The following is a 23741-nucleotide window of genomic DNA, read 5'->3' on the forward strand; positions in this document are numbered from 1 at the left end:
AAGCGTAACGATGCCAGAAAAACACGTCTTCCGGTCGTCGAGGATCGCCGAAGGGACTCATTCATGCTCCATGCAATAGCTGCCAGCCTTGCACTTCTCATCCTGACACTCATGACCGGATCGGCAAAGGCCGAGGATGTGGACGATCTGCCCTGCCAGCCGGCCCGGCCCTGTCCTGTCGAGGATGGCGACTATCTCCTGAGGTTTCCATCAGACTGGGACGGAAGGTCTCGCCTCCCGGCGGTGCTGTTCTTCCACGGATACAATTCGTCAGCCAGAACGACCTTCGACAGCAGCTCCTTACGCCGCGAATTTGCCGATCACGGCTATCTCGTCATCGCGCCCGATGGTGCCCGGCGCGCGCCTGACCGTCCGCGAGGATGGCCATCCATGCCGCTGGGCAACGGAGTGCGCGATGACCTTGCCTTCACCGACCACGTGATGGCCGACCTTCGCAGACGCGTTCCTCTCGATGACGAGCATATCCTCGTCGGCGGCTTTTCCTCGGGCGGATCGATGGCCTGGTACCTCGCGTGTTATCGCGGATCACGATATGCGGGATTCGTGTCGATTGCCGGCGGTCTGCGCAATCCGCACCCCGAAGGCGCCTGCCCCGATGGTCCCGTCCGCATGTTCCATATCCACGGTTTCACCGACCCGACAGTCCCGCTTGAAGGTCGCAGGATCGGCCCCTGGCATCAGGGTGACGTCTTCATGTCGCTCGACCTGCTGCGCCATACCAATGGCTGCCACTCGCAACCCGACCGGTTCGAGATGGGCGAGACCTACCGCTGCCGCATCTGGGACACCTGCAGCAGCGGCGATGATATCCGCCTCTGCCTGCATGACGGCGGTCACATGCTGCCGCCGGACTGGGCATCGATGGCCCGAAACTGGTTCGAAAGTCCCACGGAGCCTCCCGCCGCGAACTGACAACCACGCGGGAATTCCGACAATTACCGACTTCCCCCACACCATGGACATTGGCACATACCGACAGCCGAGCCCTGTCCAGTCGATGCCATTTTTCTTGCGCGCTGCCGGGTTGACGCTATAACGCAGGTCGTCTTCGCGACGGGGCATGATTTCGTCGCTTGTCGTCGACCCGGCGAAAGGGGCTCATCGCGGCCGTTTTTGTCTTGTGTCGTCACAGTCCAGGGAGACCATTGGACAAATGCCGAGTTACGAGCATACTTTCATAGCGCGTCCCGATCTGTCTGGCACCCAGGCCCAGACCTTGGCCGAGGAACTTGGCCAGCTCATCAGGGACAATGGTGGCGAAGTGAAGAAGACGGAGTACTGGGGACTTCGCACCCTGGCCTACAGGGTGAAGAAGAACCGCAAGGGCCATTATCTTCACATGAACGTCGAAGCACCGGCGAGCACCGTCATGGAGCTCGAACGGAACGAGCGCATTCACGATGACGTGATCCGTTATCTTACGGTGAAGGTCGAGGCGCACGACGAAAATCCCTCCATCTTCATGCAGGCCAAGAGCAGCCGCGACGATCGTCGTCGCGACCGCAACTGATCTGCTGCCACCGGAGTAGAGACTCATGATCGATCAGACCGCAGAGCGTGGTGACCGCGGAGAGCGTGGTGATCGCGGCGACCGCAGTGAGCGCGGCGAACGTGGAGAGCGCGGCGATCGCCGGGAACCGCCGACAATCACGATCCGTCGTCCGTTCTTCCGCCGCCGCAAGGCCAGCCCGTTCGCCCATGCCGACGCACCGGCGATCGACTACAAGGACATCAAGCTCCTGCAGCGCTTCATTTCCGAGCGTGGCAAGATCGTCCCTCGCCGCATTACGGCAGTAACCGCCAAGGAACAGCGTGCGCTGGCCCGGGCGATCAAGCGTGCGCGTGAACTGGCCCTTCTCCCCTACGTCGCCAACTAGGCTGCCAGGAGAAGGCCCGGATAAGAGTTCCGTGCCGGGAATGTCATGCGCAAGGCCGCACCTCTGATCGGACTCGCCGCTTTCGCGAGTGCTGTGTTGTTCCTGTCCATTCCCTTGGGAGTGGGCAGGATTTCGCTCGTGGCGTATTTCGTCCAGCTGCCCTTGCTGTATGTCGGTTTCACCCTGGGCCTGACCGGCTTTTCCGTCGGCAGCCTGGCTGCGTCACTGATCGTCCTGCTGGTCGCCGGCGGAATGGCGGCCGGCATTTTCGTCGCCATGGACGTCGTGCCGGGTTTCATCGTGATCAGGCATGCGCTGTTATGGCGTCCCGCAGGCGATGGTTCGAGAGAGTGGTTCCCTTCAGGACTGATCCTTGGGCGGCTGGCCATATACATGCTGGTCCTCCTGATCGTTGTCCTGGGCTGGTTGCAGTTCCGGTTCGGTGATCTTGCCGACAACTTTTCGGCCGGCATGGATATCCTGGCGGCAGACTATGCCGGCAATGCCATGGCAGCCCAGGTCATCGGAATCTATCGTGGCCTCGTCCCTGTCCTGCCTGGCATCGCGGCGGCGGGTCTGTTCCTGGTGTCGGTGGCCAACGGTGCGATGGCCTTCAAGCTCGCCCAGGGACAGCAGCGTTCGGTTCGCCCGAACGAACTCCTCAGATTGTTCCGCCTGCCAGGCTGGTTCATGCCAGCCTTTCTGGTTACCATCGCCGCGGCGATGGTGCTGAACGGAAATCCGGGGTTCTATGCCCGCGGGGTGGCCATCGTTCTCGGGACCGGATATCTGCTTCTCGGGCTGGCGCTGGTCCACAGCCTGATGGCACGGGTCCTGACCGATACGTTTCGTCGCGTCACGGGCCTGACCGTCTTCTATGTCGTTTTCGTCCTGTTCGGATTGATCGCGGTACCTGTCGTCGCCGCCATGGGTCTGATCGAGGATCGTGCGCAGATGCGCCATACCATGTCGTGAACGTTACTGGAGCTTAGCAAGATGCAGGTCATCCTTCTCGAGCGGGTCGCAAAACTGGGTCAGATGGGCGAAATCGTCAATGTCCGCCCGGGTTTCGCGCGCAATTTCCTCATCCCGAAGGGCAAGGCCCTGCGCGCTACCGGAGAAGCCATGCAGCGCTTCGAAGCACAGCGTGCCGAACTTGAGGCCAACAATCAGGAACGCCGAGAGCATGCCCTGACAATGCGCGGCGACGTCGACGGCAAGTCTGTCGTCATCCTTCGCCAGGCCAGCGAGAGCGCGCAGCTCTATGGTTCGGTGACCCCGCGTGACATTGTCGAGGCGCTGGCAGAAGGCGGTATCGAGCTCAACCGTCAGCAGATCCGGCTTGAACAGCCGATCAAGACAACCGGGATTCATACGGTTGCCGTTGAGCTTCATCCTGAAGTCGAAGTTCAAATCCAGGTGAATGTCGCCCGGTCGCGCGAGGAAGCCGACATTCAGGCGGGTCTCGCACCGGACGTCGAGCCTGAACGCGAAGAAGAGGTCAAGGACGACAACGAACCTGATCCCCGGCTGGCAAATTTCGACATGCTGGACGAAGACTGAAGTTCGAACGTTCGCGACTGCGGAAAGATCCGCCGGATTTCCCCTTTCCCGTCACAACTTGTCGACGGGAAAGGGGAACTGGTCGTATCCGACCGAACCGGCATGCGGCCGCAATATGAAATTCGGATTGCCCGGCTGACCTTTGTTGCTGCATTGCCGAAAGCCCTCGGTTATGGTCATCGAAATGCTGCCCTGATCAGTGGACAGTCGTTCCTTTGTCGGAGATGATCAAATGGCGTCGGCGGATGACAAGCCGAAACGTGGCGACGAAAGCAGTAATGTCGTTGCCGTTGTCAAGAAGTACGCGAACCGGCGTCTTTATAATACTGCGACCAGCAGCTATGTGACACTTGACGAACTGAGTCAGATGGTTCGCCAAGGCGATGAATTTGTAGTCTATGATGCAAAGTCAGGCGACGATATCACGCGCTCCGTCCTGACCCAGATCATTCTCGAAGAGGACAGCAAGGGACGCAATCTCCTGCCGATCAGTTTCCTGCGGCAGCTTATTGCCTTTTACGATGACAGCCTTCATGCGATCGTCCCGCGCTACCTTGAGGTGTCGATGGAGAATTTCGCCCGACACCAGGATCAGATGCGCTCCTATGTGGAAGACACGATCGGACGGTTTTTCCCGGTGCCCGGCATGGACCGAAGTGCCAAGCCGTTCGAGGATCTCACCCGACAGAATCTTGCGATGATGCAGAATGCTGCCCGCATGTTCAGTCCCTTCGCCGATCCCAAGGACGAGACGCAGGACTCGACCGGCGAAACAACCTCGTCCGGAGAAAACGACAGTCAGAAGGAAGTCCTCTCCAACGAGATGAAGGAACTCAAGGCACAGCTCACCGACCTGCAACACCAGCTCGACGCTCTCGCCCGCAAGAACAAGGAGTAAATATCCCCCGGCAGAGCCGGGGGCTTTGGTTGAGAGCCGCTCAAAGCGGCGGTTTGCGGCGCTGCGCGGCCGCAATCTGTTCGCCGCCTGAAGGCGGCATGTTCAGGGTAACAGCGCGAGTTGATCGAGCCGGCGATCTTCCTTCTCCTGATTGCGAATGTAGTCGCGGATGACCGTTTCGTCTCGCCCGACCGTGCTGACAAAATATCCCCTTGCCCAGAAATGTTGGCCAACGAAATTGCGTCGGCGTTCGCCATAAACACGGGCTAAGTGAATGGCGCTCTTCCCTTTGATGAAGCCGACGACATTGGAGACAGCATATTTGGGGGGAATGGCGAGCATCATGTGGACGTGATCCGGTAGCAGATGACCTTCTATGACCTTGCTCTCCTTTTGTTTGGCTAGCTGTCGAAAAACCACGCCGAGATGTGGGCGCAGGCCTGTATACAGCGTCTTGCGTCGGCATTTCGGGATAAAGACGACATGATATTTGCAGTCCCAAACGCTGTGACTTAGGCTCTGATACGTGTCCATCGCTGACGTTCCTTCCGTATGCGTGGTGGCAAACGAAAGAAACCCGGCGATGGACTGCCGGAAACGTCAAACTCGGGCTGCCGCCCCGGCATAGCCGGGGGATCTCCTATTTTAGTTTAGAGTTTCCCGTTGTAACCGGTGCAAAAGTCCGGGCGATCAGACCTTGGCGGCGGTGACGAGCTGGGCGAGTGGTGGGATTTCTGTCGTGTATGGTACGGCGAGTCGGTGGCCGAGGAGCTGGAAGAAGGAGACGTCGAGTTTCTGGCAGGTTTTCATGCAGCCGAGCAGGGTATCGCGTGCCTGACGGCCGGCATCGGACCAGGTGCCGCCGGAGATCTTGCGTTTGGTGACGTGGCAGCGGATGTCGTTTTCCGAGCCGTTGGTGTGCAGGGGGATTTCGGGTCGGTCGAGGACCAGGAGGAGTTCCGGTTTGCGGGCATGCAGGCGTGCGAGCAGGCGATCGAGGGTGGCGAAACCGGTCTTGCGCTTGAAGATGCGGTCGAAGCGGGCACGGAGCTGGGCAGCTCGCGACCTTTGCGGGGCTTGTTTGTAAGCCTTGAGATCGGCGTAGAACCACCAGACGAGCTGGCGGAGGAGATCGATGGCACGTCTTTGGCTTTCATTGAAGCCGACGAGCTTGTGGATCAGGCGCTCGGCATGAACCCAACAGAGTGCATGTTGGCCGACGCGGAACTGTCCGGCGCCATCGGAGACGATGACGGTATCGTTCAGCAGACCGTGGTGGTGGATGCTGCCCCACAGTGCGGCCTCGGTGGCGATTTTGACCGGGTCGGGGTGAACATCGAGTTGATCGATACCGAGTTCGCCCAGATGGGCCGAGAAGGCGCCGCGATCGGCGAATGTCCTGGTGTCATGCGCCTCCAGCCGGGCGATCACGGAGCCCGCCAGCGCATGTTTGCGCATGTAGCTGAAGGCGTCGTCATTGAGGACATAACCGCCATGACCGGCGCGCAGCAGTTCGAGAAAATTCACCCGGCTCTTGGAAAACGTCGTCGCGAAGTGGGTGAAGCGGTCATCGCCGATCTGGGTGGTGAAGCCGTTTTTGGCGCCATGCCGGGCGCCGGTGTCATCGACGGTGATCCATTTCGCGCTCTCGAGACCGGCGCGGAACAGCTCCGTGGCCTCGTCATGCAAATCGCCTGGATCATTGTTCAACAGCCGGATGACCTGGCACTTGGAAATGACGATGCCGATCTCGTTCAGCATCGCCGTCAAGCGTTCCGTCGTGACCTGGCCCTGGACGTGCTGCAGAATGATGAACCGCACCAGTTCAGGCCCGAAATGCCCGCACAAGCCCTGGGGCAACGGCGCTGTCACCGTTCGCCCGTCCGGCGTCATCCAGCGCTCCCGGCGATAGCGGATCACCCGGCTCTCCAGCCGCAGATCCTGCACGACAAAATCCTCATACCCCTTGAACCGCGAGCCGGGCGGCGCCTCAACCCCGAGCTTCTGCTCCTCGCTCACCACAGGAACCCGCCGGCTGGCCTTCGACGAACCACCCCGCTTGCCCTTGCCGCCTCGCTTGCCTGTGGCCGTCGATGTTCCGGCCTTCGCTGCCATCCCCGACGGTTTGATCTTCGGCCGCCCTTTCAGCCCCTTGAGCCGGGCAATCTCATCCCGCAATGCTGCATTCTCCGCCTCCAGCAAAGCGACGCGCTCCAGCAGCGCCGCAACCAAATCGCGGAGATCATCAAGGCCGAGTGTGGCGAGGTTGGTGGCATTGGGCTTGGACATAACAAACTTGAATCACGTCCCATCGCTCTTGGGAATCGAGAACATATTCTTATTCCATGCGCGCAGATCAAGCCTCAAAAATCCAGTCCGCCCGGACTTTTGCACCGGTTACTTCCCGTTCAGGTAACCACATGGACGACAAGGAAAGGTGTCAAAGCAACGGAATAGAGCTTCAGACCGATTATCCCCGACGGGAAGCGCTCTGAGCCCTTTCAATAGCAGGCAGGCTACTTCAAGTTCAGCCGAGTGCCGTTCGATAACCTTGGCACAAGACAGTGCGCTCTTCAGCATCGCGGAGTGGCCCCGGACCGGAGCACCAGACGGGAGTGGGCCAGGCGGCGTCACCGACATTGCGGCCAATGACATGGACATGCATTTGCGCCACCACATTTCCGATCATTGCGATGTTGCGCTTGTGCGGACGGGCAATGCTCGCCAACACCGCATCGGCGCGACGGGTTTCGAGCATGAGCTGATGATAATCAGCGTCACACAGATCGCCGTAGTCGCGCAGACCGGCAATACGGGGGATGAGCAGCAGCCAGTGCCAGCGGGCATCGTCCTTGAAGCGGATATGGCACAGCGGCCAGTCGCCAACCGGATCGCTGCCATCCAGCAGGCGGGGGTCGATGGTAAAATCGCTCATGGCCCGGCCTTTGTCAGTCTGGTACCGTATTGGAGGTCTGCCACCACGAACAAGCCCATCAGTCTCCGGTCTCTCCAGCAACGCACAACTCCGTCCCGGCCCGTTCCAGGACATCGCATAGTTCGGCTGGCGGCTGGCGGTCGGTGAAAAACGCATCGACCTGTTCGAAATGTCCCATGCGCGCCATGGCATGGCGTCCAATCTTGCTTGCATCTGCTGCCAGAAAGACCTTGCGCGCGTGTTCGATGATGGTTTGCGCCACTCTCACCTCGCGATAATCGTAGTCGAACAGGGTACCGTCGAGGTCTATCGCACTGATGCCAATGATTGCGATGTCGACACGGAACTGACGGATCAGGTCGATCGTCGCCTCGCCGACGATCCCCCGGTCGCGTGCACGCACGGTACCGCCGGCAACCACCACCTGGAAGTCCTCGTTGCCGGCCATCATCGCCGCCACATTGAGATTATTAGTCAAAACTGACAATCCCTTATGTTCGAGCAGTGCCATTGCGACAGCTTCTGCCGTCGTGCCGATATTGATGCATAACGAAGCGTGATGCGATACCCGGGAGGCAACCTCAGCAGCAATTCGCTGCTTGGCCGCCAGATTCATCACCTTGCGGCTGCTGTAGGCGATGTTTTCCGTACTCGAAGGCAGCCCTGCACCACCGTGGAAGCGCTGGACAAGCCCCAGATCGGCCAGTTCGTTGATATCCCGGCGGACGGTTTGCGGCGTCACGGCAAATTGTTGCGCCAACGCATCAATGGTCATGAACCCCTGCCGGCGAACGAGCTCGACCATCTGCTCGCGCCGCCCGTCGATCGCATTCATGTCAAATTCTTCACCTGTGCAACCATCAATACGCCGGTTTCGATCGCACCCGGCTCACCGCTTCAGCCCAGCCGGCGAGACGTTCCCTGCGGACCGAATCATCGAGAATCGGCTCGAAACGACGTTCGAGGCGCCATGCCGCGGCAATCGCATCAAGGCCGGAGTAAAGTCCGACATCGAGACCAGCGAGATAGGCGGCCCCCAGCACGGTTGTCTCGATCACCTGCGGCCGGTCCACCGGGGTCGCCAGGATATCGGCCAGGGACTGGCATACCCAGTCATTGGCGACCATGCCGCCGTCGACCCTCAGAGTAGCTGGCAGACTTCCCGCGTCGGCGGCCTCGACATCATCGCTCATGGCGTCGATCAGGTCTGCCGTCTGGTAACTCACGGATTCGAGCGTGGCGCGAACGATATGCTCCAGCGAGCTGTCGCGGGTCAGCCCCAGAATGGCCCCTCGTGCATCGGGATCCCACCAGGGAGCCCCGAGGCCGGTAAAGGCAGGAACGACATAGACACCGGCCGAACTTTCCACCGAACGAGCGATGGCCTCGGTCTCATGAGCCTGATTGACCACCTTGAGTCCATCGCGAATCCACTGCACCGCGGCACCCGCGACAAAGATGCTTCCCTCGATGGCATAGGTCGTCTTGCCGTCCAGGCGATAGGCAATGGTGGAGAGCAGGCGATTGCGCGATGCAACGAGACGATCGCCGGTATTGAGCAGGGCGAAGCAGCCCGTACCGTAGGTGCTCTTGAGCATGCCGGGCTTAAAGCAGGCCTGTCCCACGGTCGCTGCCTGCTGGTCGCCCGCCATGCCATTGATGCTCATGGGCGCGCCGAACAGGGCGGCGTCGGTCGTGCCGAATGCGCAACTGTTGTCCCGGACTTCGGGCAGCATCGAACGGGGGATATTCAACGCACGAAGCAGGTCATCATCCCACTTATGACGCGAAATGTCGAAAATCATGGTGCGCGCAGCATTCGTGGCGTCAGTCGCATGTTCGCGACCACCAGTAAGCCGCCACAGGAGAAAGCAATCAATGGTACCGAAGGCGAGCTCACCACGCTCGGCACGAGCGCGAGCACCGTCTACATTGTCGAGGATCCAGGCGATCTTGGTAGCCGAGAAATAGGCATCGACCACAAGACCGGTACGCTCGCGCACGGTCTCCACATAACCATCTTCCACCAGCTTGCGGCACACCGGCGCAGTACGCCGATCCTGCCAGACGATCGCACGGTAAACCGGGATGCCGGTATCTCGATCCCATACAACCGTGGTCTCCCGCTGGTTGGTGATGCCGATCGAAGCGATATCCGCCGGCTTCAGTCCGGCTGCCTGACCCGCCTTGTCGAGCGCGTCCCTGCAAACGAGGACGATATCGTTCCAGATCTGCTCGGGGTCGTGCTCCACCCAACCATCGGCTGGATAATACTGCTGCAATTCACGCTGGGCGGTCGCCACGGCCGTACCGGTCCGATCAAAGATTATGGCACGACTGCTCGTCGTACCCTGATCGATCGCCAGCACATAATTCGACACCATCGCCCCCTCCCTGAAGCCGAGATCCTTCAGGCAGGTTAGCAGCGCGTCGATGAAATGACGACAGTGGCGACACCCCTCGACAAGGTCATCGCCCCGCCGGAGAGCATTCCCCTACCAGTTGGAGTCGGACGATGCCGGAGCAGCCGCCGGTGCAGGTGAAGTAGACTGGGTGTTGTCGGTGGGTCGAACGAGAATCTCGACACGTCGGTTCAGTTCGCGGCCGCGGGCTGTCGAATTGTCCGCCCGGGGTTCGGCTTCCCCCCGCCCTTCGGCCTGCAGGCGCCAGGCAGACACACCGTCCTGTTCGAGAGCATCGCGCACGGCATAGGCGCGTTGCTGGCTCAATTGCAAGTTATACTCTTCCGTTCCCGTGGAATCGGTATAGCCGATAATAGTAGCCTCGGTCTCGCTGTACTTCTCCAGAACATCGGCGAGCTTTGCGAGACTTGGTTCGAACGCCGGATTGAGCGTGGCACTGTTGACCTCGAACGACACCTCATTGGAGAGATTGATACGCAGGAGATCGTCGCGCACCCGTTCGATCTGAACCTGATTGTCGGCCCGTTCCTGCTCAAGCTGGTTTTCGAGATCCTTCTGCTGGCGATCGAAGATCGACCCGACGGCAGCACCGGCAGCAGCACCAAGCGCGCCACCGACGGCAACACCACGGACATCATTCTTGTCGACGATAGCACCGATGACACCACCGAGAACCGCCCCGACGCCTGCCCCCGTACCGGTGCCCTTTTCGATCCGGGGCTCACCGGATCCGTTCTGGCAGGCGGAAAGAACAAAGGCGGTAGCAACAAAAAGAGCAGTACGCCGCATGAAACACTCCAGGCAAAAAAGTCAGCACATACCGTACTTCAACCCGGTTAAAGAAAAAAGTACAAGCCTGTCAGCCCGTTGTCATATCGCATGCGATTTTTTGGCGATACGATGCGCAATCGCGCGAGGAAAGGTGAGAAACGACCCGCGACAGCCACGCGTGGAGGGTATCCGCGGATGGCGAAAACGTTCATATGGCAATATGTAATCGTGAACAAATTTCCCCAGCAGTTACTGTTTTCACCATGAAAAGAAATAGAGTTTAACAAAAATTAACTTCGATATGCGACAATGAAATCCATTTTCAACATGGAGGATAGGTAAATGTCTTCAAATGTTGACAAACTTGTCGAGTACGGACACGAAGTCGTCAATCTTGTCATTGCAAATCTGGCGGGCGATAACGGAATGGGTGCGGCATTGCAGACCGAAATGGTCTTTGTCGTGCTGTTTCTTGCCCTGGTGGTGCTGGTGACAAGCAGGCTCTGAGAACCTGAATCATGATTCAGTGAGTTGACCATGCTCTTGCCTGTCGCCGTACAAGGAGTCTCCGGCAAACCCGGAGCCGTCATCATGTCAGATCGGGCGTCATTGACGGATGGCGGTTGGCGGCCGTTGCGAGCGGTGGGCTCAACCACAGGCGATGGAAAACCGGGCCCGGATAGACGACAGCGCCTCCATCCCAGGCGCTGGCTTCACCGAGACTGTCGAGCCGCCACCAGCAACCGCCGGCGCGGGCTCCAAGGAACGCATGCCGACCTACACGAGGAACGTCGGCAATCACGAGGCGCAGATCGCTCGGCAACCACCCGCATTCGGCAAGAATGGCGGCCTTGAGCAGGGCGAAGTCCTCGCAATCCCCTCCTTCCCGCCAGGTCAGTTCGGCCGGTTCCCAATGATCTTCGCCCTCGGGCTCGACACGGAAGGGCCTTTCGTTGACGACACGATTGACACGATGAATGGCGGTGACCGGATCGAGTTGGCGCAGCCCGGCCATGAACATTGTCAGTTCGTGATCGTCAACCGAACCAGGGCCGAACAGGCGTCCCGCCTGCCGTGTCCACCTGTCGAATTTCGACCTCCAGTAAGCCGTGCCATCGGCACGCGCATCCCGGGGACGAATGAACATGCCGGTCCCCAGTGCGGCGACAACACCCAGGAGCCATCGGCGGCTGCACGCATCGTTCAACGGCTGGATCCCTCATAAGTAGCTGAGGGAAATTACAATTAATAAATGGTTAATAGCATCCCGATTTGATTCGATCATACGGAAATGCACTCATGCCGGTAACACCATGCCAACCGCATGATGATGAAATGTGGGCAATGATGAGATGGTGTCGGGCGCACCGGGACGGCAAACAACCATTCCACACGCCAACGTGAAGGTCCGTGCATCGCCCGCCGATTGCATGACGTGCTATCAGGATCCATGGATATCGGCATGACCTGGACCCCGCTTCTGCCGGGTGCCAGTTCGGGTGCCGCCCATACACGGATGAACAGGATCATGGGACATGATGGATAAGCGCTGGCTGCCGTTCCTGTTCCTGCCGCTGGCCTCGGTCATGGCCGGTTCGGTCGCGGCGGAGCAATTCGTCGTGCGCATGGGTACAGCTGCCGATCCGTTCCGTTTCGCCCCGGAGATCACCTATATCCAGCCGCACGATACGGTGGAATTCGTGGCTACCGATCATCTCCATGCCAGCCGATCAATCGCCAGCATGTGCTCGGGCGAGACAGCCTGGCGCGGCCAGATGGGAAAAAGCGTCACGGTAACTTTCGATCAGCCGGGCATTTACGGATTTCGCTGCGATGCGCACTATAATATGGGCATGGTCGGGCTCATCGTCGTGGGAGACAATCCACCGGTCAGCAACGGAATGATGACCATGCATCATCCTCCGCGCGCGGAAGCAGAATTCAGACGCCTTTTCGACCAGTTGGCCGAACACGAGGCCGGCAACCGCTGACCTCGACTGACAGCCCCACGCCCTTTCGTCCGGCCATATTTCCCGAGTTCAGTCGCACTGCCCCATCGTTCGGGCGGAGATCCATCTGAACAGTGAACGGAGAAAGGCTAACGGCGAACGTAGACTTCCACCCGACGATTGGCTCTGCGGCCGGCAATGGTGTCGTTGGAAGCGATCGGAACTTCCTCGCCCATGCCCTCGGTTATGATCCGGGCGGGATCGATGCCGTAATTGCGCGTGAGGTAATCACGCACGCTGTTGGCACGACGCAGGGACAGATCACGATTGACCGCGGCGTCGCCGAAGGAATCGGTGTGGCCGACGATACGCACGTCCGACTGGTCGAAATGCTCGACGAGCGAGGCGATCTTCGAAAGGGCCGGTGAGGCTTCGACAGCCAGCTCGTCACTGCCGGGAGCGAATACGATACCATCCGGCACGGTCATGAGCCAGCCATCGCCCGTGTCCCGGGCATGGAGATCGTTGAGGAAGGAATTGATCTCGGCAATCGGCTCCACCGTGGCCACGACGACCTCAGGTGCCGGCGCCTCGATCCGTTCAGGGACCTCCTGGGCCTGATCGGCCGGAGCCGCCGCGGGTTCCACTGAAGGAGGCGGATTGTCGCGCAGGCTTACGAGTTGCGCCTCAAGCTTGTCGCGATCGGATTCGGTCGCCGCCAGCTGATCTTCCAGAGCGGCGATCCGGGCGTTGGAACTCTCGCCATTCTGGCCACCCGCAGCAAGCTCGGTCAAACGGCTTTCCCGGGAAATAAGTTCTTCCGTCAGTCGTTCGATCTCGGCCTGGGCTTCCTGCAACCGTTGTGCCGTCACATCGTCGCCCCGGGCGGTCGCAGCCTGCGCAGCCTCTCCCGCGGCACCGCTTTGGACCCTGGACAATTCCTCGCGCAGCGCCGAGGCATCGGCCGCGTAGACGCTCACATCCTTGCGCGCAGCCTGAAGCTCTTCATCCAACAACTGCTTGCTTGCCCGCACTTCGGACAGCGCCGTGACCATAACCTCATTCTCGTTGAGGGATTCGAGCAGTTGCTGGCCAAGATTCTCGACCTCGGCCACCGAAGTGGTCGCCACTTCGCGCAGCCCCTGCATCTCGGCTTCAAGTTTTTCGAGACGGCTATTGGCACTTTCGAGATTATTGGTGAGTGTCTGGGTCCGCTCGCGCAGCCGGCCTTCGGACTCGCGCTCCACCTGTTGCACCCGGGCAACCAGTTCGGTCAGCTTCGATTCGGCACCCTGCAATTCGGCAGAACGGGCCTCCAGATCGGTAGTGCGCTGGTTGAGCTGTTCGGTCAGCGTCGCGACCTGCTTGGCCCGCAGATCGGCTTCAGTGCTGCTTTCGGCCAGCGCTTGCCGGAGCCTTGCCAGTTCGGCTGTTTGCTGATCCTGTTCGGCAAGTTTGGCCGAGAGCTGGGCCTCGATTTCGGCCAGCTTGCTCTGGGCATCGCTGAGAGCGGTGTCGCGGGTAGCCACTTCGCTGGTGGCCTGATCGCGGGCTTCCTTGAGCGACTGTTCGACGGAATCGCGGTCAGCCCAGGCCTGCTTGACCGTGGCGGTCAAATCGTCGATTTCGGCCAGCGCATTCTCCAGCCGCTTGCCCGCTTCGGCTGCTTCACTGCGCAGGGCATCGCGTTCGGCCTCGCGCTTGCGCAGGTCGCTATCCAGTGCGGCGATGCGGTTCTTCGTCTCCTCGTTGGCGGTCGCCATCTCGTTCTGCAGGTCGGCGATGCGCTTGTCGCGCTGTGCCAGTTCGTCGGAAAGGTTCTTCAGCTCGGCAAGAATCGAATCACGTTCGCCGCGCAGGCGCGACAGGCTATCGGTGAGGTCGGCGATGCGCTCGCGTGCGTTCTTCAACTCGGCGGCGAGTTCACTGGTACCAGTGCTGGCGCGTCCCTGCTGCTGTTTGGCAAGGCGTTGCTTGATCGCATCGATGGCGGCCTTGAGATCGTTGGCCGAGGCCGGTTCATTGCCGGCATTCGCAGGCTGGCCGTCGCTGCCGACCGGCTGCTGCACGGCTTCGGGCGGGGCGTTGCCGGTATCGCTCTGGGCAACCACGATGAACTCGTCCGAAACCGACATCGTTCTCGGCATGGCCTGAGATGCCGATCGGGCGTGGGCCGTGGAGGCAACGGCCAAACAGCAGCCGGCCAGAAGGAACGACTTGAGCCGTAGCCGGCCGAGTTCATCGCGGTACAACGAAACCATGTCGGGAACTCCCCCACCTGGGAATGCGGCTTTCAGGCCACCTTGATGCGTCAGGCAAACATTTACTTCAACGGGTGATACCGGGTTCGGACGAACCTAGCAATGCAATGGAACTGAACGCTTTCCCGCCAAAGTTGTGAATTTTTCAACTTGGGCACCCTGAAAGTGTCACCTGCATCAACCGCCTGCCCTTGATCCGATGCGCCCGTCGCGATCAGTTGGCCATGAACACCGGTAACTTGGCTTCCGCAAGGATATGGCTGGTCGCACCACCGAAGATCATCTGGCGAAAGCGACTCTGGGTATAGGCCCCCTTGATGAGCAGGTCGCCGCCAACCCGAGCGGTTTCTTCAAGAATGGCCTCGCCAACACTGCGGCCATCCGGCTGCACGTCGTCGAAGGTCACATTGAGTCCCTGCCGGGCAAGATTCTGACACAATTCTGCACCGCTCGGTCCGGGAACGAGCCCTTTTTCGACCGTTATCACGGTAATTTGTTCGGCGGCCCGAAGATAGGGCATGGCAAAGCTGATCGTACGCGCCGTCTCCGTGCTGCCGTTCCAGCCGATGACGACATGCCGGCCCATCGACTGGACAGGTTCGGGCGACGCTACCAGCACAGGCCGCCCGGCGTCGAACAGTGCCGCTTCCAGTGCTGCGACGCTGGGAGTGACATGATCCTTGAGCGGTCGGCCGACGACGATCAGGTCAAAGATACGGCCACGGCTGCCAATCGCCGCCTGTCCACCCCCCAGTTCGATGCGCCAGTCCGCGCACAGTCCGGTTTTACTCTCGCTCGCGCGCTTGAGGCCATGCCTTGCCATGAACGCTTCAAAACGCTCGCTGGCCATCTGCGCACGTTCCTTGGCCTCGCGCTCGAAGCCGGCGACAAGATCCGGCGCTGCTGCCACGAAGCCGTCAGCACCGGCGGCTATGACATCCGGCTGGCCCGGCCGCATATGAAAGCCCTCGATATAGCTGTCGAATTGACGCGCAACCAGGAATGCTGTCTCCAGAATCGAATCGAGCCCCGGGCTGATTTCGAGATGGGCTAGGATCGTGCGCATGGCTGTGTCTCCGGGCTGTGCTGCTGGACTGGAAAAGGGCAATAACTGGAGAATTTCCCGATTGGAAGTGTCCGGGACGTTGCTCCGGAATGCTGTTCTACCGCAATTCCATATTCAGCCGGTTGTTCTTGTCCCATCTGGAAAAACTCAATCATCTCCTTCGCCAGATGCGACCAGCTGCTGATACAGTTCGGGTCGACGCGGGGGCTTTGCAAGTGAAATCGACGGAACATCGATCATGACCAGTTCGCAGGGACCGGACTGTGCGGCAATCCTGCCGGCATCGGGTGCAAAGGCATAGACCCGCCCGTCAAGCAGCCCGATGGCGGTGATCGCGTTCTCGTAAGCCCGGACCCGCAAGAGTGCTTCTTCGAGCCGGGGATCGGCCAGGGGCGACCGCCGCAGCGCAAGAACCAGGGCCGCTCCTTTCAGGGTCACCGCACGAGTGACTTCAGGAAAGAGCACATCGTCGCCAAGCAGGATCGACATCGGCATCTCGAGGCCGTGGCTGACGGTCATCCAGTTGCCGGCATCGAGTGACGGACCGTCCGCGGACGCATCCGGTGGAGGCGTGGGATGCGCACAACGGGTATTTGAAAGGGAATATCCCCTGTCGTCGATAATCTGGGCTGCTGAAAATACACCGGTTCGACAGCGTTCGCGGTAACCGAACAACAGTGCCAGACCATGCCGTTGCGCGGCCACGGCCAACCCGTCGATGCGTTCCTCGTCACTCTCGATACCGCCCTCGGCATCGAGCCACAGTTCAGGCAGCACCAGCAGGCGCACATTCTTCGAGGCGGCAGCCACCATGAGCGCATCAAGGGTAGCACCGGAACGGGTGGCAAGGGCGATACGCAAGGGAGGTTCTCCGGAAAAATCGACCGACATGGCAAACATGAACGACATTTCATCCGGGCGCAAAGTTCCTGACAGGATCGCTCCCCAACTACGCCCTATCGGTCCGCAGAGGGTCGAACGGAATCATCCCACAAGGTCGAAAGAAAATGAGCATTGCTTCCCTGTTCAGTATCAAGAAGTCGCTCGCAATGGCGGGTATCAGCACGCTGGCGCTCGCGTCGGCTGGCGCGCTGGCAGCGGCCAGTCAGGGTGAACCCATCACCGTTCCTCACGAGATCACCACCGATTCCGCCTATCGCGACGGCTATGTCGACCTTGTCGACGCTGTCATTCCGGCAGTCGTCAATGTCCGCGTGAGCGGTGAAGCCGACGAGCAGATGGCGGGCGGGACGGGCATGAGCCCGGAAATCTCCCCGGACATGCGCGACTTCTTCGAGCATTTCTTCGGTCAGCAGTTTGGCCAGCGCTTCGGCAATCAGGATGGACAGCCCGAACGCCATTCCAACCGCCAGCACGTGCGTGGCGAGGGGTCCGGTTTCTTCATTGATGCGGACGGTCACGTCGTCACCAATGCCCATGTGGTACGCCAGGCCTCGAAGATCGAGGTCGTGACCCATGACGGCACGGTCTATCCGGCTACCCTCAAGGGGGTCGATGAAAAGACGGATCTGGCCGTCCTGCAGATCGATGCCGGCAAGCCGACGCCCTATGTGGCTTTTGCCGACAGCGACAAGGTGAAGGTCGGTGAACGAGTCGTGGCGGTCGGCAACCCGTTCGGCCTCGGCGGCACCGTCACCTCGGGTATCGTCTCGGCAACGGGCCGTGAACTGGGTGCCGGGCCCTATGATGACTTCATGCAGATCGATGCTTCGATCAATCGCGGCAACTCCGGCGGCCCGACGTTCAATCTCGACGGTCAGGTGGTCGGTGTGAACAGCATGATCTATTCGCCGTCGGGCGGCAGTGTCGGTATCGGTTTCGCCATAGCGTCCAACCTCGTCCACGATGTCGTCAATGATCTGCTTGACGATGGCAGGGTCGAGCGTGGCTGGCTCGGTGTCACCATCCAGCCGCTTGACGACGATCTGGCCAAGGCGCTGGAGCTTGGCGATGACGAGGGCGTGCTGGTCGCCAATGTCATGGATGACAGCCCGGCGGCGAAGGCGGGCATTCAGTCGGGCGATGTGATCCGCAAAATCGACGGCGACAAGGTCGCGAAGGTTCGTGACGTGACCCGCAAGGTCGCTGCCATTCAGCCTGGTACCGAGGCCGTGCTCGACGTCATTCGCGAGGGCGAGCCGGTAGAGCTGAGTGTTGCGATCGGCAGCATGCCCAATGAGCAGGTAGCATCGGCCGACAGTGTCCAGGGTGACAGCGATCAGCCCCGGCTGGGCCTGCACCTTCAGACGATGGATCCGCAGTCCCGGGAAAAGGCCGGGGTCGACCACGGTCTTCTGATTACCGATGTCGATTTCGATTCGCCTGCTTCGGAAAAGGATATCCGCCCCGGCGACATCCTGCTCGAGGCCGATGGCCGGCCGATCAACACGGTCGACGATGTCCGCAAGGCCGTTCGCGAGCGTCACGACGAGAAGGGCGAGGCGATCCTGTTGCGAATTGCCCGCAATCAGAACCAGATCTTCGTCGCGGTACCCATTTCGGTTTCATGATGTCTTCTCCTTACCCTAGCCTGAGGGAGGCAGCCCGTGCTGCCTCCTCTTTTTTTCAGGCGCCAGCACCACGCGAGTTCCATGAAGATATTGATCATCGAAGACGATCCTTCGACGGCCGATTTCATGCGCAAGGGCCTCACCGAAGCAGGGCATGCGGTGGATGTGGCTCACGACGGACGCAAAGGCCTGTTGATGGCCGCCAGCGAGAGCTTTGATTCGATCGTCACCGATCGAATGCTGCCCGAACTCGATGGACTCGCGGTCATTCGCACCTTGAGAGCGACCGGCAATACCACGCCGGTTCTGGTCCTGAGTGCTCTGGGCGAGGTCGACGACCGTGTCGAAGGACTCAAGGCGGGCGGAGACGACTATCTGGTCAAGCCTTATGCCTTCAGCGAACTGCTCGCACGCCTTGAGGCTCTCGACCGACGTGGCAGTTCCAGACCCGACGGCGGTCATTCATCGGACACACGGTTGACCTATGCCGATCTGGAAATGGATCTCATCAGCCGGCAGGTCCGTCGTGGAGGCAAGCCGATCGACCTCAAGCCTCGGGAATATCTCCTATTGGAGATTCTCATGCGTCATGCCGGACGGGTGATGACGCGCACGATGCTGCTGGAGAAAGTCTGGAACTACCATTTCGACCCGCAAACCAACCTGATCGATGTCCATATCAGCCGCCTGCGCAACAAGATCGACAAGGGGTTCGATACCTCCTTGATCCAGACGGTGCGGGGTGCAGGATACAGCTTGCGTGCCGGTTAGCCAGCACCTGTTGCGGTCGGCGACACTACGCCTGACCATCGTCTATCTCCTGACATTCGCGGTCCTCGCCGCCGGATTGCTCACCTTCATCTATCGCGAGAGCACGTCCTACATGCGGCAGCAGACGGACGAGACGATTTCCGCGGAAATCACCGGCTTGCGCGAGCAGTTCGATCAGGGCGGGCTGGTCGGGCTCGGTATCGTGATCGACCAGCGTATCCGTTCACCTGATCGCGACCGCGAGAGCATCTATCTGCTGGTGGATCGCGCGGGTCAGCCTATCGCCGGCAATCTGCCCTACTGGCCGGACAGTATCCAGACCGACGACGGCTATAACTACTTTGCCATTCCCACCCGCAATGGCGGTGCGGCGCGCGCCGTGGCACGTACCATCCAGATCAAGAATGTCGCCCGGTTGCTGGTCGGACGCAGCATCGAGGACAGGGTGCGGCTGGAAGAAAGTCTTCGAAGCAAGATCATGCAGGGTGCGGCATTCATGTTGCTGATCGCCGTTGTCGTCGGCTTTCTCATTGCCCGCTGGACCACCCGCAGGCTCGATGAGGTCAACCGCGCTGCACGCGAGATCATGGCCGGCGATCTCGGCCGCAGGATCGAGACGCGCGGTGGCGGTGACGAGTTCGATCAGCTCGCGCACAACCTGAATGCCATGTTGGCCCGCATCGAGCGGCTGGTGGTCGGCATGCGGGAAGTGACGGATAACATCGCGCACGATCTGCGCACACCACTGTCGCGGATGCGCATGAGGCTGGAAATGGCGTTATCCGAAGAGCCGAGCGATCCCGCCACTCGCGAACTCATTGCGACAACGATTGCCGATGCCGAAGGGCTGATCGGTACTTTCAACGCATTGTTGAGCATTGCCCGGGCCGATGCGGGCGAACGTCGGGCGGAATGGGAAGTGCTTGACCTGTCGGCCTTGCTTGCCGATGTCTATGAACTGTTCGAACCGCTGGCTGACGAGAACGGCATCGGCCTGGCCGTCGAAACGAATGGAAAATGCCTTGTCACCGGCAGCCGTCAGTTGCTGTCGCAGGCATTGGCCAATCTCGTCGACAATGCGATCAAGTACAGCCACGATGGTGGCCATGTGATCATGAGCTGCGGGGTGAGGAGCGGCAGCACGCGTGCCGAGCGTATTCCCTGGCTCAGCGTGAGCGATAACGGCCCGGGCATTCCGGCCGGGATGCGCGACAAGGTGCTTGAGCGTTTTGTCCGGTTGGCACCGGAACGTTCGACACCCGGCAACGGTCTCGGTCTCAGCCTGGTCAAGGCGGTGGCCCGCCTCCACGAAGCGGAAATGCTGATCGAGGACGCGTCCCGCGAAACACCTCCCGGGTTGCGCATAACGCTGCTGTTCCAGACACAGCCCCACAACGGCAATCCTGCCTCCGGTGCAGCCTCCCTGTCGCAGTAGCAAAACAAGCGACTGGATATCCGCACCTGTTCATGTGCACATATCAGCAATCTTCTTTTACATGATTCGGACTGGAAATACCGTCACAGACGTCATGCAGATGCGAAAAATGACCAAAGCAAAAAAATAAAGGAGGCACGAATGCCTCCTATTGAGATCGGACCTGCGTGTGTGGGCTTTTACCTCTTTATGAATCAACGATTAACAGAAGATAACAGAGCCGCCAAGGCTACAATTAAGGGAACATTTATAGCTTTCTTTCTACTTGAAGTTTCTTGATCTCGGCGATTGCCTTCGCCGGATTGAGGCCCTTCGGGCAGGTATTGGTGCAGTTCATGATGGTATGGCAGCGGTACAGCTTGAACGGATCCTCGAGATCATCGAGCCGTTCCCCCTTGGTTTCATCACGGCTGTCGGCCATCCAGCGATAGGATTGCAGCAATGCGGCCGGACCGAGATAACGATCGCTGTTCCACCAGTAAGATGGACACGATGTGCTGCAACAGGCACACAGGATGCACTCATAGAGCCCATCGAGCTTTTCCCGGTCTTCCACGGACTGGGTTCGTTCCTTGGGCGGATCGGCGCTTTCTGTACGCAGCCAGGGATGAATCGATTCGTACTGCGCCCAGAAATGCGTGAAATCGACGACCAGGTCCTTGATCACGGACATGTGCGGTAAAGGATAGACCGTCACTTCGCCGGACTTCACATCCTCGATGGCACAGGTACAGGCCAGCGTATTGTGTCCGTCGATGTTCATTGCACACGAGCCGCAGATGCCCTCGCGGCAGGAACGGCGGAAGGTCAGCGAACTGTCCGTCTCACCCTTGATCTTGATCAGCGCATCGAGAACCATCGGCCCGCAATCGTCGAGATCGATCTCGAAGGAGTCCATGTGGGGGTTCTGCTGGTCTTCGGGCTCGTAGCGATAGATGCGGAAAGTCTTTGTACGCTTCGCGCCGGCCGGTGCCGGATGCTTCTTTCCTTCTTCGATACGGCTGTTTTTCGGAAGATTGATTTCGGCCATGAGAAGATCCTCAACCGTTCGAATCAGTAAACACGTTTGGCGGGGGGAACGACATCGACCTCGTTCGAGAGCGTATAGTAATGTACCGGTCGCATCTCTATGCGGGGTTTGAACTGTTCATCCACCCATACGAGCGTGTGCTGCATCCAGTTCTCGTCGTCGCGCTCCGGATAATCCTCGCGCGCATGAGCTCCGCGGCTCTCGGTGCGATGCAAGGCCGAGTTTACCGTGGCAACCGCCTGCGACATCAGGTTTTGCAGCTCCAGCGCCTCGACGAGATCACTGTTCCAGATCCGCGACTTGTCCGAGATGGCCAGTTTATCGAGCGTGGAAGCAATGCTGTCGATGGAACGGCAGCCCTCTTCGAGCGCCGGCCCCTCGCGGAAAACGGTGGCATGTTTCTGCATGGAGCGCTGCATCGCCAGGCGTATCTCACCTGTCGGTGTACCCCCCTTGCCGGACAGCAGCCTGTCGACACGGGAGACCGCCTTGTCGTGGCTGTCCTTGGGCAGCGGGCGGAGGCTGGCTCCTGGCTGGACCAGTTCCGCAGCCCTGTGAGCCGCAGCACGGCCAAATACGACAAGATCGATGAGCGAATTGCCACCGAGACGATTGGCCCCGTGCACCGACGCACAGCTCGCCTCGCCGACGGCCATCAGCCCCGGCACCGGCGTATCGGGATTGCCATCCTTCGAATTGAGCGCCTCGGTCCGATGCGATGTGGGAATGCCGCCCATATTGTAGTGGCAGGTCGGCACGACAGGTATCGGCTCCTTGGTTACATCCACGCCGGCGAAGATCTTCGCAGTTTCGGAAATGCCCGGCAGGCGCTGATGCAGCAACTCGGCATCGAGATGCTCCAGGTGCAGATGAATGTGATCCTTGTTCGATCCCACACCACGGCCTTCGTTGATTTCGATGGTCATGGCCCGGCTGACCACATCGCGGCTGGCAAGATCCTTGGCCGATGGAGCATACCGTTCCATGAAACGTTCGCCATCGCTGTTGGTCAGATAGCCGCCTTCGCCACGTGCGCCCTCGGTGATCAGGCATCCGGCGCCATAGATGCCGGTGGGGTGAAACTGCACGAACTCCAGATCCTGCAATGGGAGGCCGGCTCGCAGCACCATCGCATTGCCATCGCCGGTGCAGGTATGGGCCGAGGTGCAGGAAAAATAGACGCGGCCGTAACCACCCGTGGCCAGACAGGTCTGCTGGGCACGGAAACGGTGGATGGAACCGTCCTCGATGCACATGGCCATGACGCCGCAACAGACACCTTCATCATCCATCAACAATTCGAGCGCGAAATACTCGTTGAAGAACTGGACCTTGTTCTTCAGGGCCTGCTGGAACAGCGTGTGCAGGATGACATGCCCCGTGCGGTCGGCCGCCGCACAGGTACGGTAGGCCTGCGACTTGCCGAAACCCACCGATTGACCGCCGAAGGCGCGCTGATAGATCCTGCCTTCCTCGGTGCGTGAGAACGGCACACCGTAGTGATCGAGTTCGTAGACCGCCGCCGGAGCGTTCCTCGTCATGTACTCGATGGCATCCTGATCGCCGAGCCAGTCGGAGCCTTTCACAGTATCATACATGTGAAAGCGCCAGTCGTCCTCGTTCATGTTCCCGAGCGCGGCATTGATGCCCCCTTGGGCCGCAACGGTGTGCGAACGGGTCGGGTAGACCTTGGTGATGCAGGCAACGAACAGCCCTGCCTCGACCATCCCCACGGCAGCTCGAAGGCCCGAGCCTCCCGCGCCGACAACGATGCAGTCGAAGCTGTGGTCTGTGATCGGATAGGCCTCGGCCATGCCTCAAGCACCTCCAGTGGCAAGCATGAGAATGGAAACGACACCGACCGCGGCCAGCGCGAAGCTGACCAGCGCGAGTGCCGTCAACGAAGCGACTTTCAGCGCCTCGCAATGAATGTAGTCTTCGATGACCACCTGAACTCCCAATGCCGCGTGCCAGAAGCCCGACATGACGAGCAGCACCATACCGGTGGCGTGGATGGGACTGGCAAACCATTCGAGCCAGTCCAGCCGGGTGGCGTTGGTCATACCGACGGCCTGGAAGACAAACCATACGATGAGGATGACATTGGCAACGCCAGTGAGCCGCTGGTTCTTCCAGTGACCGACACCTTCCCCGGCAGAACCGAGACCGCGAACCTGGCCAATAGCTGAGCGCATGATAAATTCCCTCCC

At 60.0% G+C, this 23741-nt stretch carries 24 protein-coding genes; 11 read left to right on the forward strand and 13 right to left on the reverse strand.

Going from position 1 to position 23741, the window contains the following annotated elements:
- The first annotated feature begins 63 nt into the window (after positions 1–63).
- The 6 genes from H6851_06400 to phaR all read left to right on the forward strand — a co-directional run bounded on the left by H6851_06400 (position 64) and on the right by phaR (position 4359).
- Entirely contained in the window at positions 64–933 is an 870-nt protein-coding gene (locus tag H6851_06400) for a polyhydroxybutyrate depolymerase (protein MCB9943237.1), read from the forward strand.
- 241 nt (positions 934–1174) lie between these two features.
- A complete protein-coding gene (gene rpsF, locus H6851_06405; GenBank protein MCB9943238.1) occupies positions 1175–1531 on the forward strand; it encodes a 30S ribosomal protein S6 in 357 nt (118 codons plus the stop codon).
- Between the two features lie 25 nt (positions 1532–1556).
- Positions 1557–1898 (forward strand): 30S ribosomal protein S18, encoded by a 342-nt coding sequence (locus H6851_06410; protein MCB9943239.1) that lies wholly within the window; start codon positions 1557–1559, stop codon positions 1896–1898.
- A gap of 45 nt (positions 1899–1943) precedes the next feature.
- Positions 1944–2873 (forward strand): hypothetical protein, encoded by a 930-nt coding sequence (locus tag H6851_06415; GenBank protein ID MCB9943240.1) that lies wholly within the window; start codon positions 1944–1946, stop codon positions 2871–2873.
- 21 nt (positions 2874–2894) lie between these two features.
- Positions 2895–3461 carry a 50S ribosomal protein L9 gene (gene rplI / locus H6851_06420; protein ID MCB9943241.1) on the forward strand — a complete coding sequence of 189 codons (567 nt, stop codon included), beginning with the start codon at positions 2895–2897 and terminating at the stop codon, positions 3459–3461.
- A 232-nt stretch (positions 3462–3693) separates the two neighbouring features.
- Positions 3694–4359 carry a polyhydroxyalkanoate synthesis repressor PhaR gene (phaR, locus tag H6851_06425; protein ID MCB9943242.1) on the forward strand — a complete coding sequence of 222 codons (666 nt, stop codon included), beginning with the start codon at positions 3694–3696 and terminating at the stop codon, positions 4357–4359.
- A 102-nt stretch (positions 4360–4461) separates the two neighbouring features.
- Here the strand turns inward: phaR and tnpA are convergent, their stop codons facing one another.
- The 6 genes from tnpA to H6851_06455 all read right to left on the reverse strand — a co-directional run bounded on the left by tnpA (position 4462) and on the right by H6851_06455 (position 10506).
- A complete protein-coding gene (gene tnpA / locus H6851_06430) occupies positions 4462–4893 on the reverse strand; it encodes an IS200/IS605 family transposase (protein ID MCB9943243.1) in 432 nt (143 codons plus the stop codon).
- Between the two features lie 156 nt (positions 4894–5049).
- Positions 5050–6648 (reverse strand): transposase, encoded by a 1599-nt coding sequence (locus H6851_06435; GenBank protein ID MCB9943244.1) that lies wholly within the window; start codon positions 6646–6648, stop codon positions 5050–5052.
- Between the two features lie 238 nt (positions 6649–6886).
- Entirely contained in the window at positions 6887–7294 is a 408-nt protein-coding gene (locus tag H6851_06440; protein MCB9943245.1) for an HIT domain-containing protein, read from the reverse strand.
- Positions 7295–7352: 58 nt separating this feature from the next.
- Positions 7353–8129 (reverse strand): DeoR family transcriptional regulator, encoded by a 777-nt coding sequence (locus tag H6851_06445; GenBank protein MCB9943246.1) that lies wholly within the window; start codon positions 8127–8129, stop codon positions 7353–7355.
- Positions 8130–8154: 25 nt separating this feature from the next.
- Positions 8155–9678: a glycerol kinase GlpK gene (gene glpK, locus H6851_06450; GenBank protein ID MCB9943247.1), complete on the reverse strand. Its 1524-nt coding sequence runs from the start codon at positions 9676–9678 to the stop codon at positions 8155–8157.
- Between the two features lie 111 nt (positions 9679–9789).
- The gene (locus H6851_06455; protein ID MCB9943248.1) at positions 9790–10506 is read right to left on the reverse strand and encodes an OmpA family protein; all 717 of its coding nucleotides are present in this window, start codon (positions 10504–10506) and stop codon (positions 9790–9792) included.
- A gap of 324 nt (positions 10507–10830) precedes the next feature.
- Between H6851_06455 and H6851_06460 the strand changes: the two genes are divergently transcribed.
- Positions 10831–10995, forward strand: coding sequence for a hypothetical protein (locus H6851_06460; GenBank protein ID MCB9943249.1), 165 nt, complete (start codon positions 10831–10833; stop codon positions 10993–10995).
- 82 nt (positions 10996–11077) lie between these two features.
- Here H6851_06460 and H6851_06465 read toward each other — a convergent pair whose 3' ends face one another.
- A complete protein-coding gene (locus tag H6851_06465) occupies positions 11078–11695 on the reverse strand; it encodes a transglutaminase-like cysteine peptidase (protein ID MCB9943250.1) in 618 nt (205 codons plus the stop codon).
- Positions 11696–12023: 328 nt separating this feature from the next.
- Between H6851_06465 and H6851_06470 the strand changes: the two genes are divergently transcribed.
- Positions 12024–12479, forward strand: coding sequence for a pseudoazurin (locus H6851_06470; GenBank protein ID MCB9943251.1), 456 nt, complete (start codon positions 12024–12026; stop codon positions 12477–12479).
- Between the two features lie 107 nt (positions 12480–12586).
- Here H6851_06470 and H6851_06475 read toward each other — a convergent pair whose 3' ends face one another.
- The 3 genes from H6851_06475 to H6851_06485 all read right to left on the reverse strand — a co-directional run bounded on the left by H6851_06475 (position 12587) and on the right by H6851_06485 (position 16673).
- On the reverse strand, positions 12587–14698 hold the full coding sequence (locus tag H6851_06475) for an OmpA family protein (protein ID MCB9943252.1): 2112 nt from the start codon (positions 14696–14698) through the stop codon (positions 12587–12589).
- Between the two features lie 214 nt (positions 14699–14912).
- A complete protein-coding gene (locus H6851_06480) occupies positions 14913–15764 on the reverse strand; it encodes a universal stress protein (GenBank protein ID MCB9943253.1) in 852 nt (283 codons plus the stop codon).
- A 147-nt stretch (positions 15765–15911) separates the two neighbouring features.
- Positions 15912–16673 (reverse strand): carbon-nitrogen hydrolase family protein, encoded by a 762-nt coding sequence (locus H6851_06485; GenBank protein MCB9943254.1) that lies wholly within the window; start codon positions 16671–16673, stop codon positions 15912–15914.
- Between the two features lie 98 nt (positions 16674–16771).
- Here H6851_06485 and H6851_06490 point away from each other — a divergent pair, with 98 nt between their 5' ends.
- The 3 genes from H6851_06490 to H6851_06500 all read left to right on the forward strand — a co-directional run bounded on the left by H6851_06490 (position 16772) and on the right by H6851_06500 (position 20501).
- Entirely contained in the window at positions 16772–18295 is a 1524-nt protein-coding gene (locus H6851_06490) for a Do family serine endopeptidase (protein MCB9943255.1), read from the forward strand.
- Between the two features lie 81 nt (positions 18296–18376).
- Complete coding sequence (locus H6851_06495) at positions 18377–19066, forward strand: response regulator transcription factor (GenBank protein MCB9943256.1); 690 nt, start codon at positions 18377–18379, stop codon at positions 19064–19066.
- Positions 19056–20501, forward strand: coding sequence for a HAMP domain-containing protein (locus H6851_06500; GenBank protein MCB9943257.1), 1446 nt, complete (start codon positions 19056–19058; stop codon positions 20499–20501). The genes H6851_06495 and H6851_06500 overlap by 11 nt, the downstream gene beginning before the upstream one ends.
- A 247-nt stretch (positions 20502–20748) precedes the next feature.
- Here H6851_06500 and H6851_06505 read toward each other — a convergent pair whose 3' ends face one another.
- From H6851_06505 to sdhD, 3 genes are read right to left on the reverse strand one after another with little or no spacing between them, the layout of a single operon-like run.
- On the reverse strand, positions 20749–21531 hold the full coding sequence (locus H6851_06505; GenBank protein ID MCB9943258.1) for a succinate dehydrogenase iron-sulfur subunit: 783 nt from the start codon (positions 21529–21531) through the stop codon (positions 20749–20751).
- Positions 21532–21554: 23 nt separating this feature from the next.
- Complete coding sequence (locus H6851_06510) at positions 21555–23345, reverse strand: succinate dehydrogenase flavoprotein subunit (protein ID MCB9943259.1); 1791 nt, start codon at positions 23343–23345, stop codon at positions 21555–21557.
- A 3-nt stretch (positions 23346–23348) separates the two neighbouring features.
- Positions 23349–23726, reverse strand: coding sequence for a succinate dehydrogenase, hydrophobic membrane anchor protein (sdhD, locus tag H6851_06515; GenBank protein MCB9943260.1), 378 nt, complete (start codon positions 23724–23726; stop codon positions 23349–23351).
- Between the last annotated feature and the right edge of the window lie 15 nt (positions 23727–23741).

It is taken from the genome of Geminicoccaceae bacterium (assembly GCA_020638465.1).
In the GTDB taxonomy this organism is placed as follows: domain Bacteria; phylum Pseudomonadota; class Alphaproteobacteria; order Geminicoccales; family Geminicoccaceae; genus JAGREO01.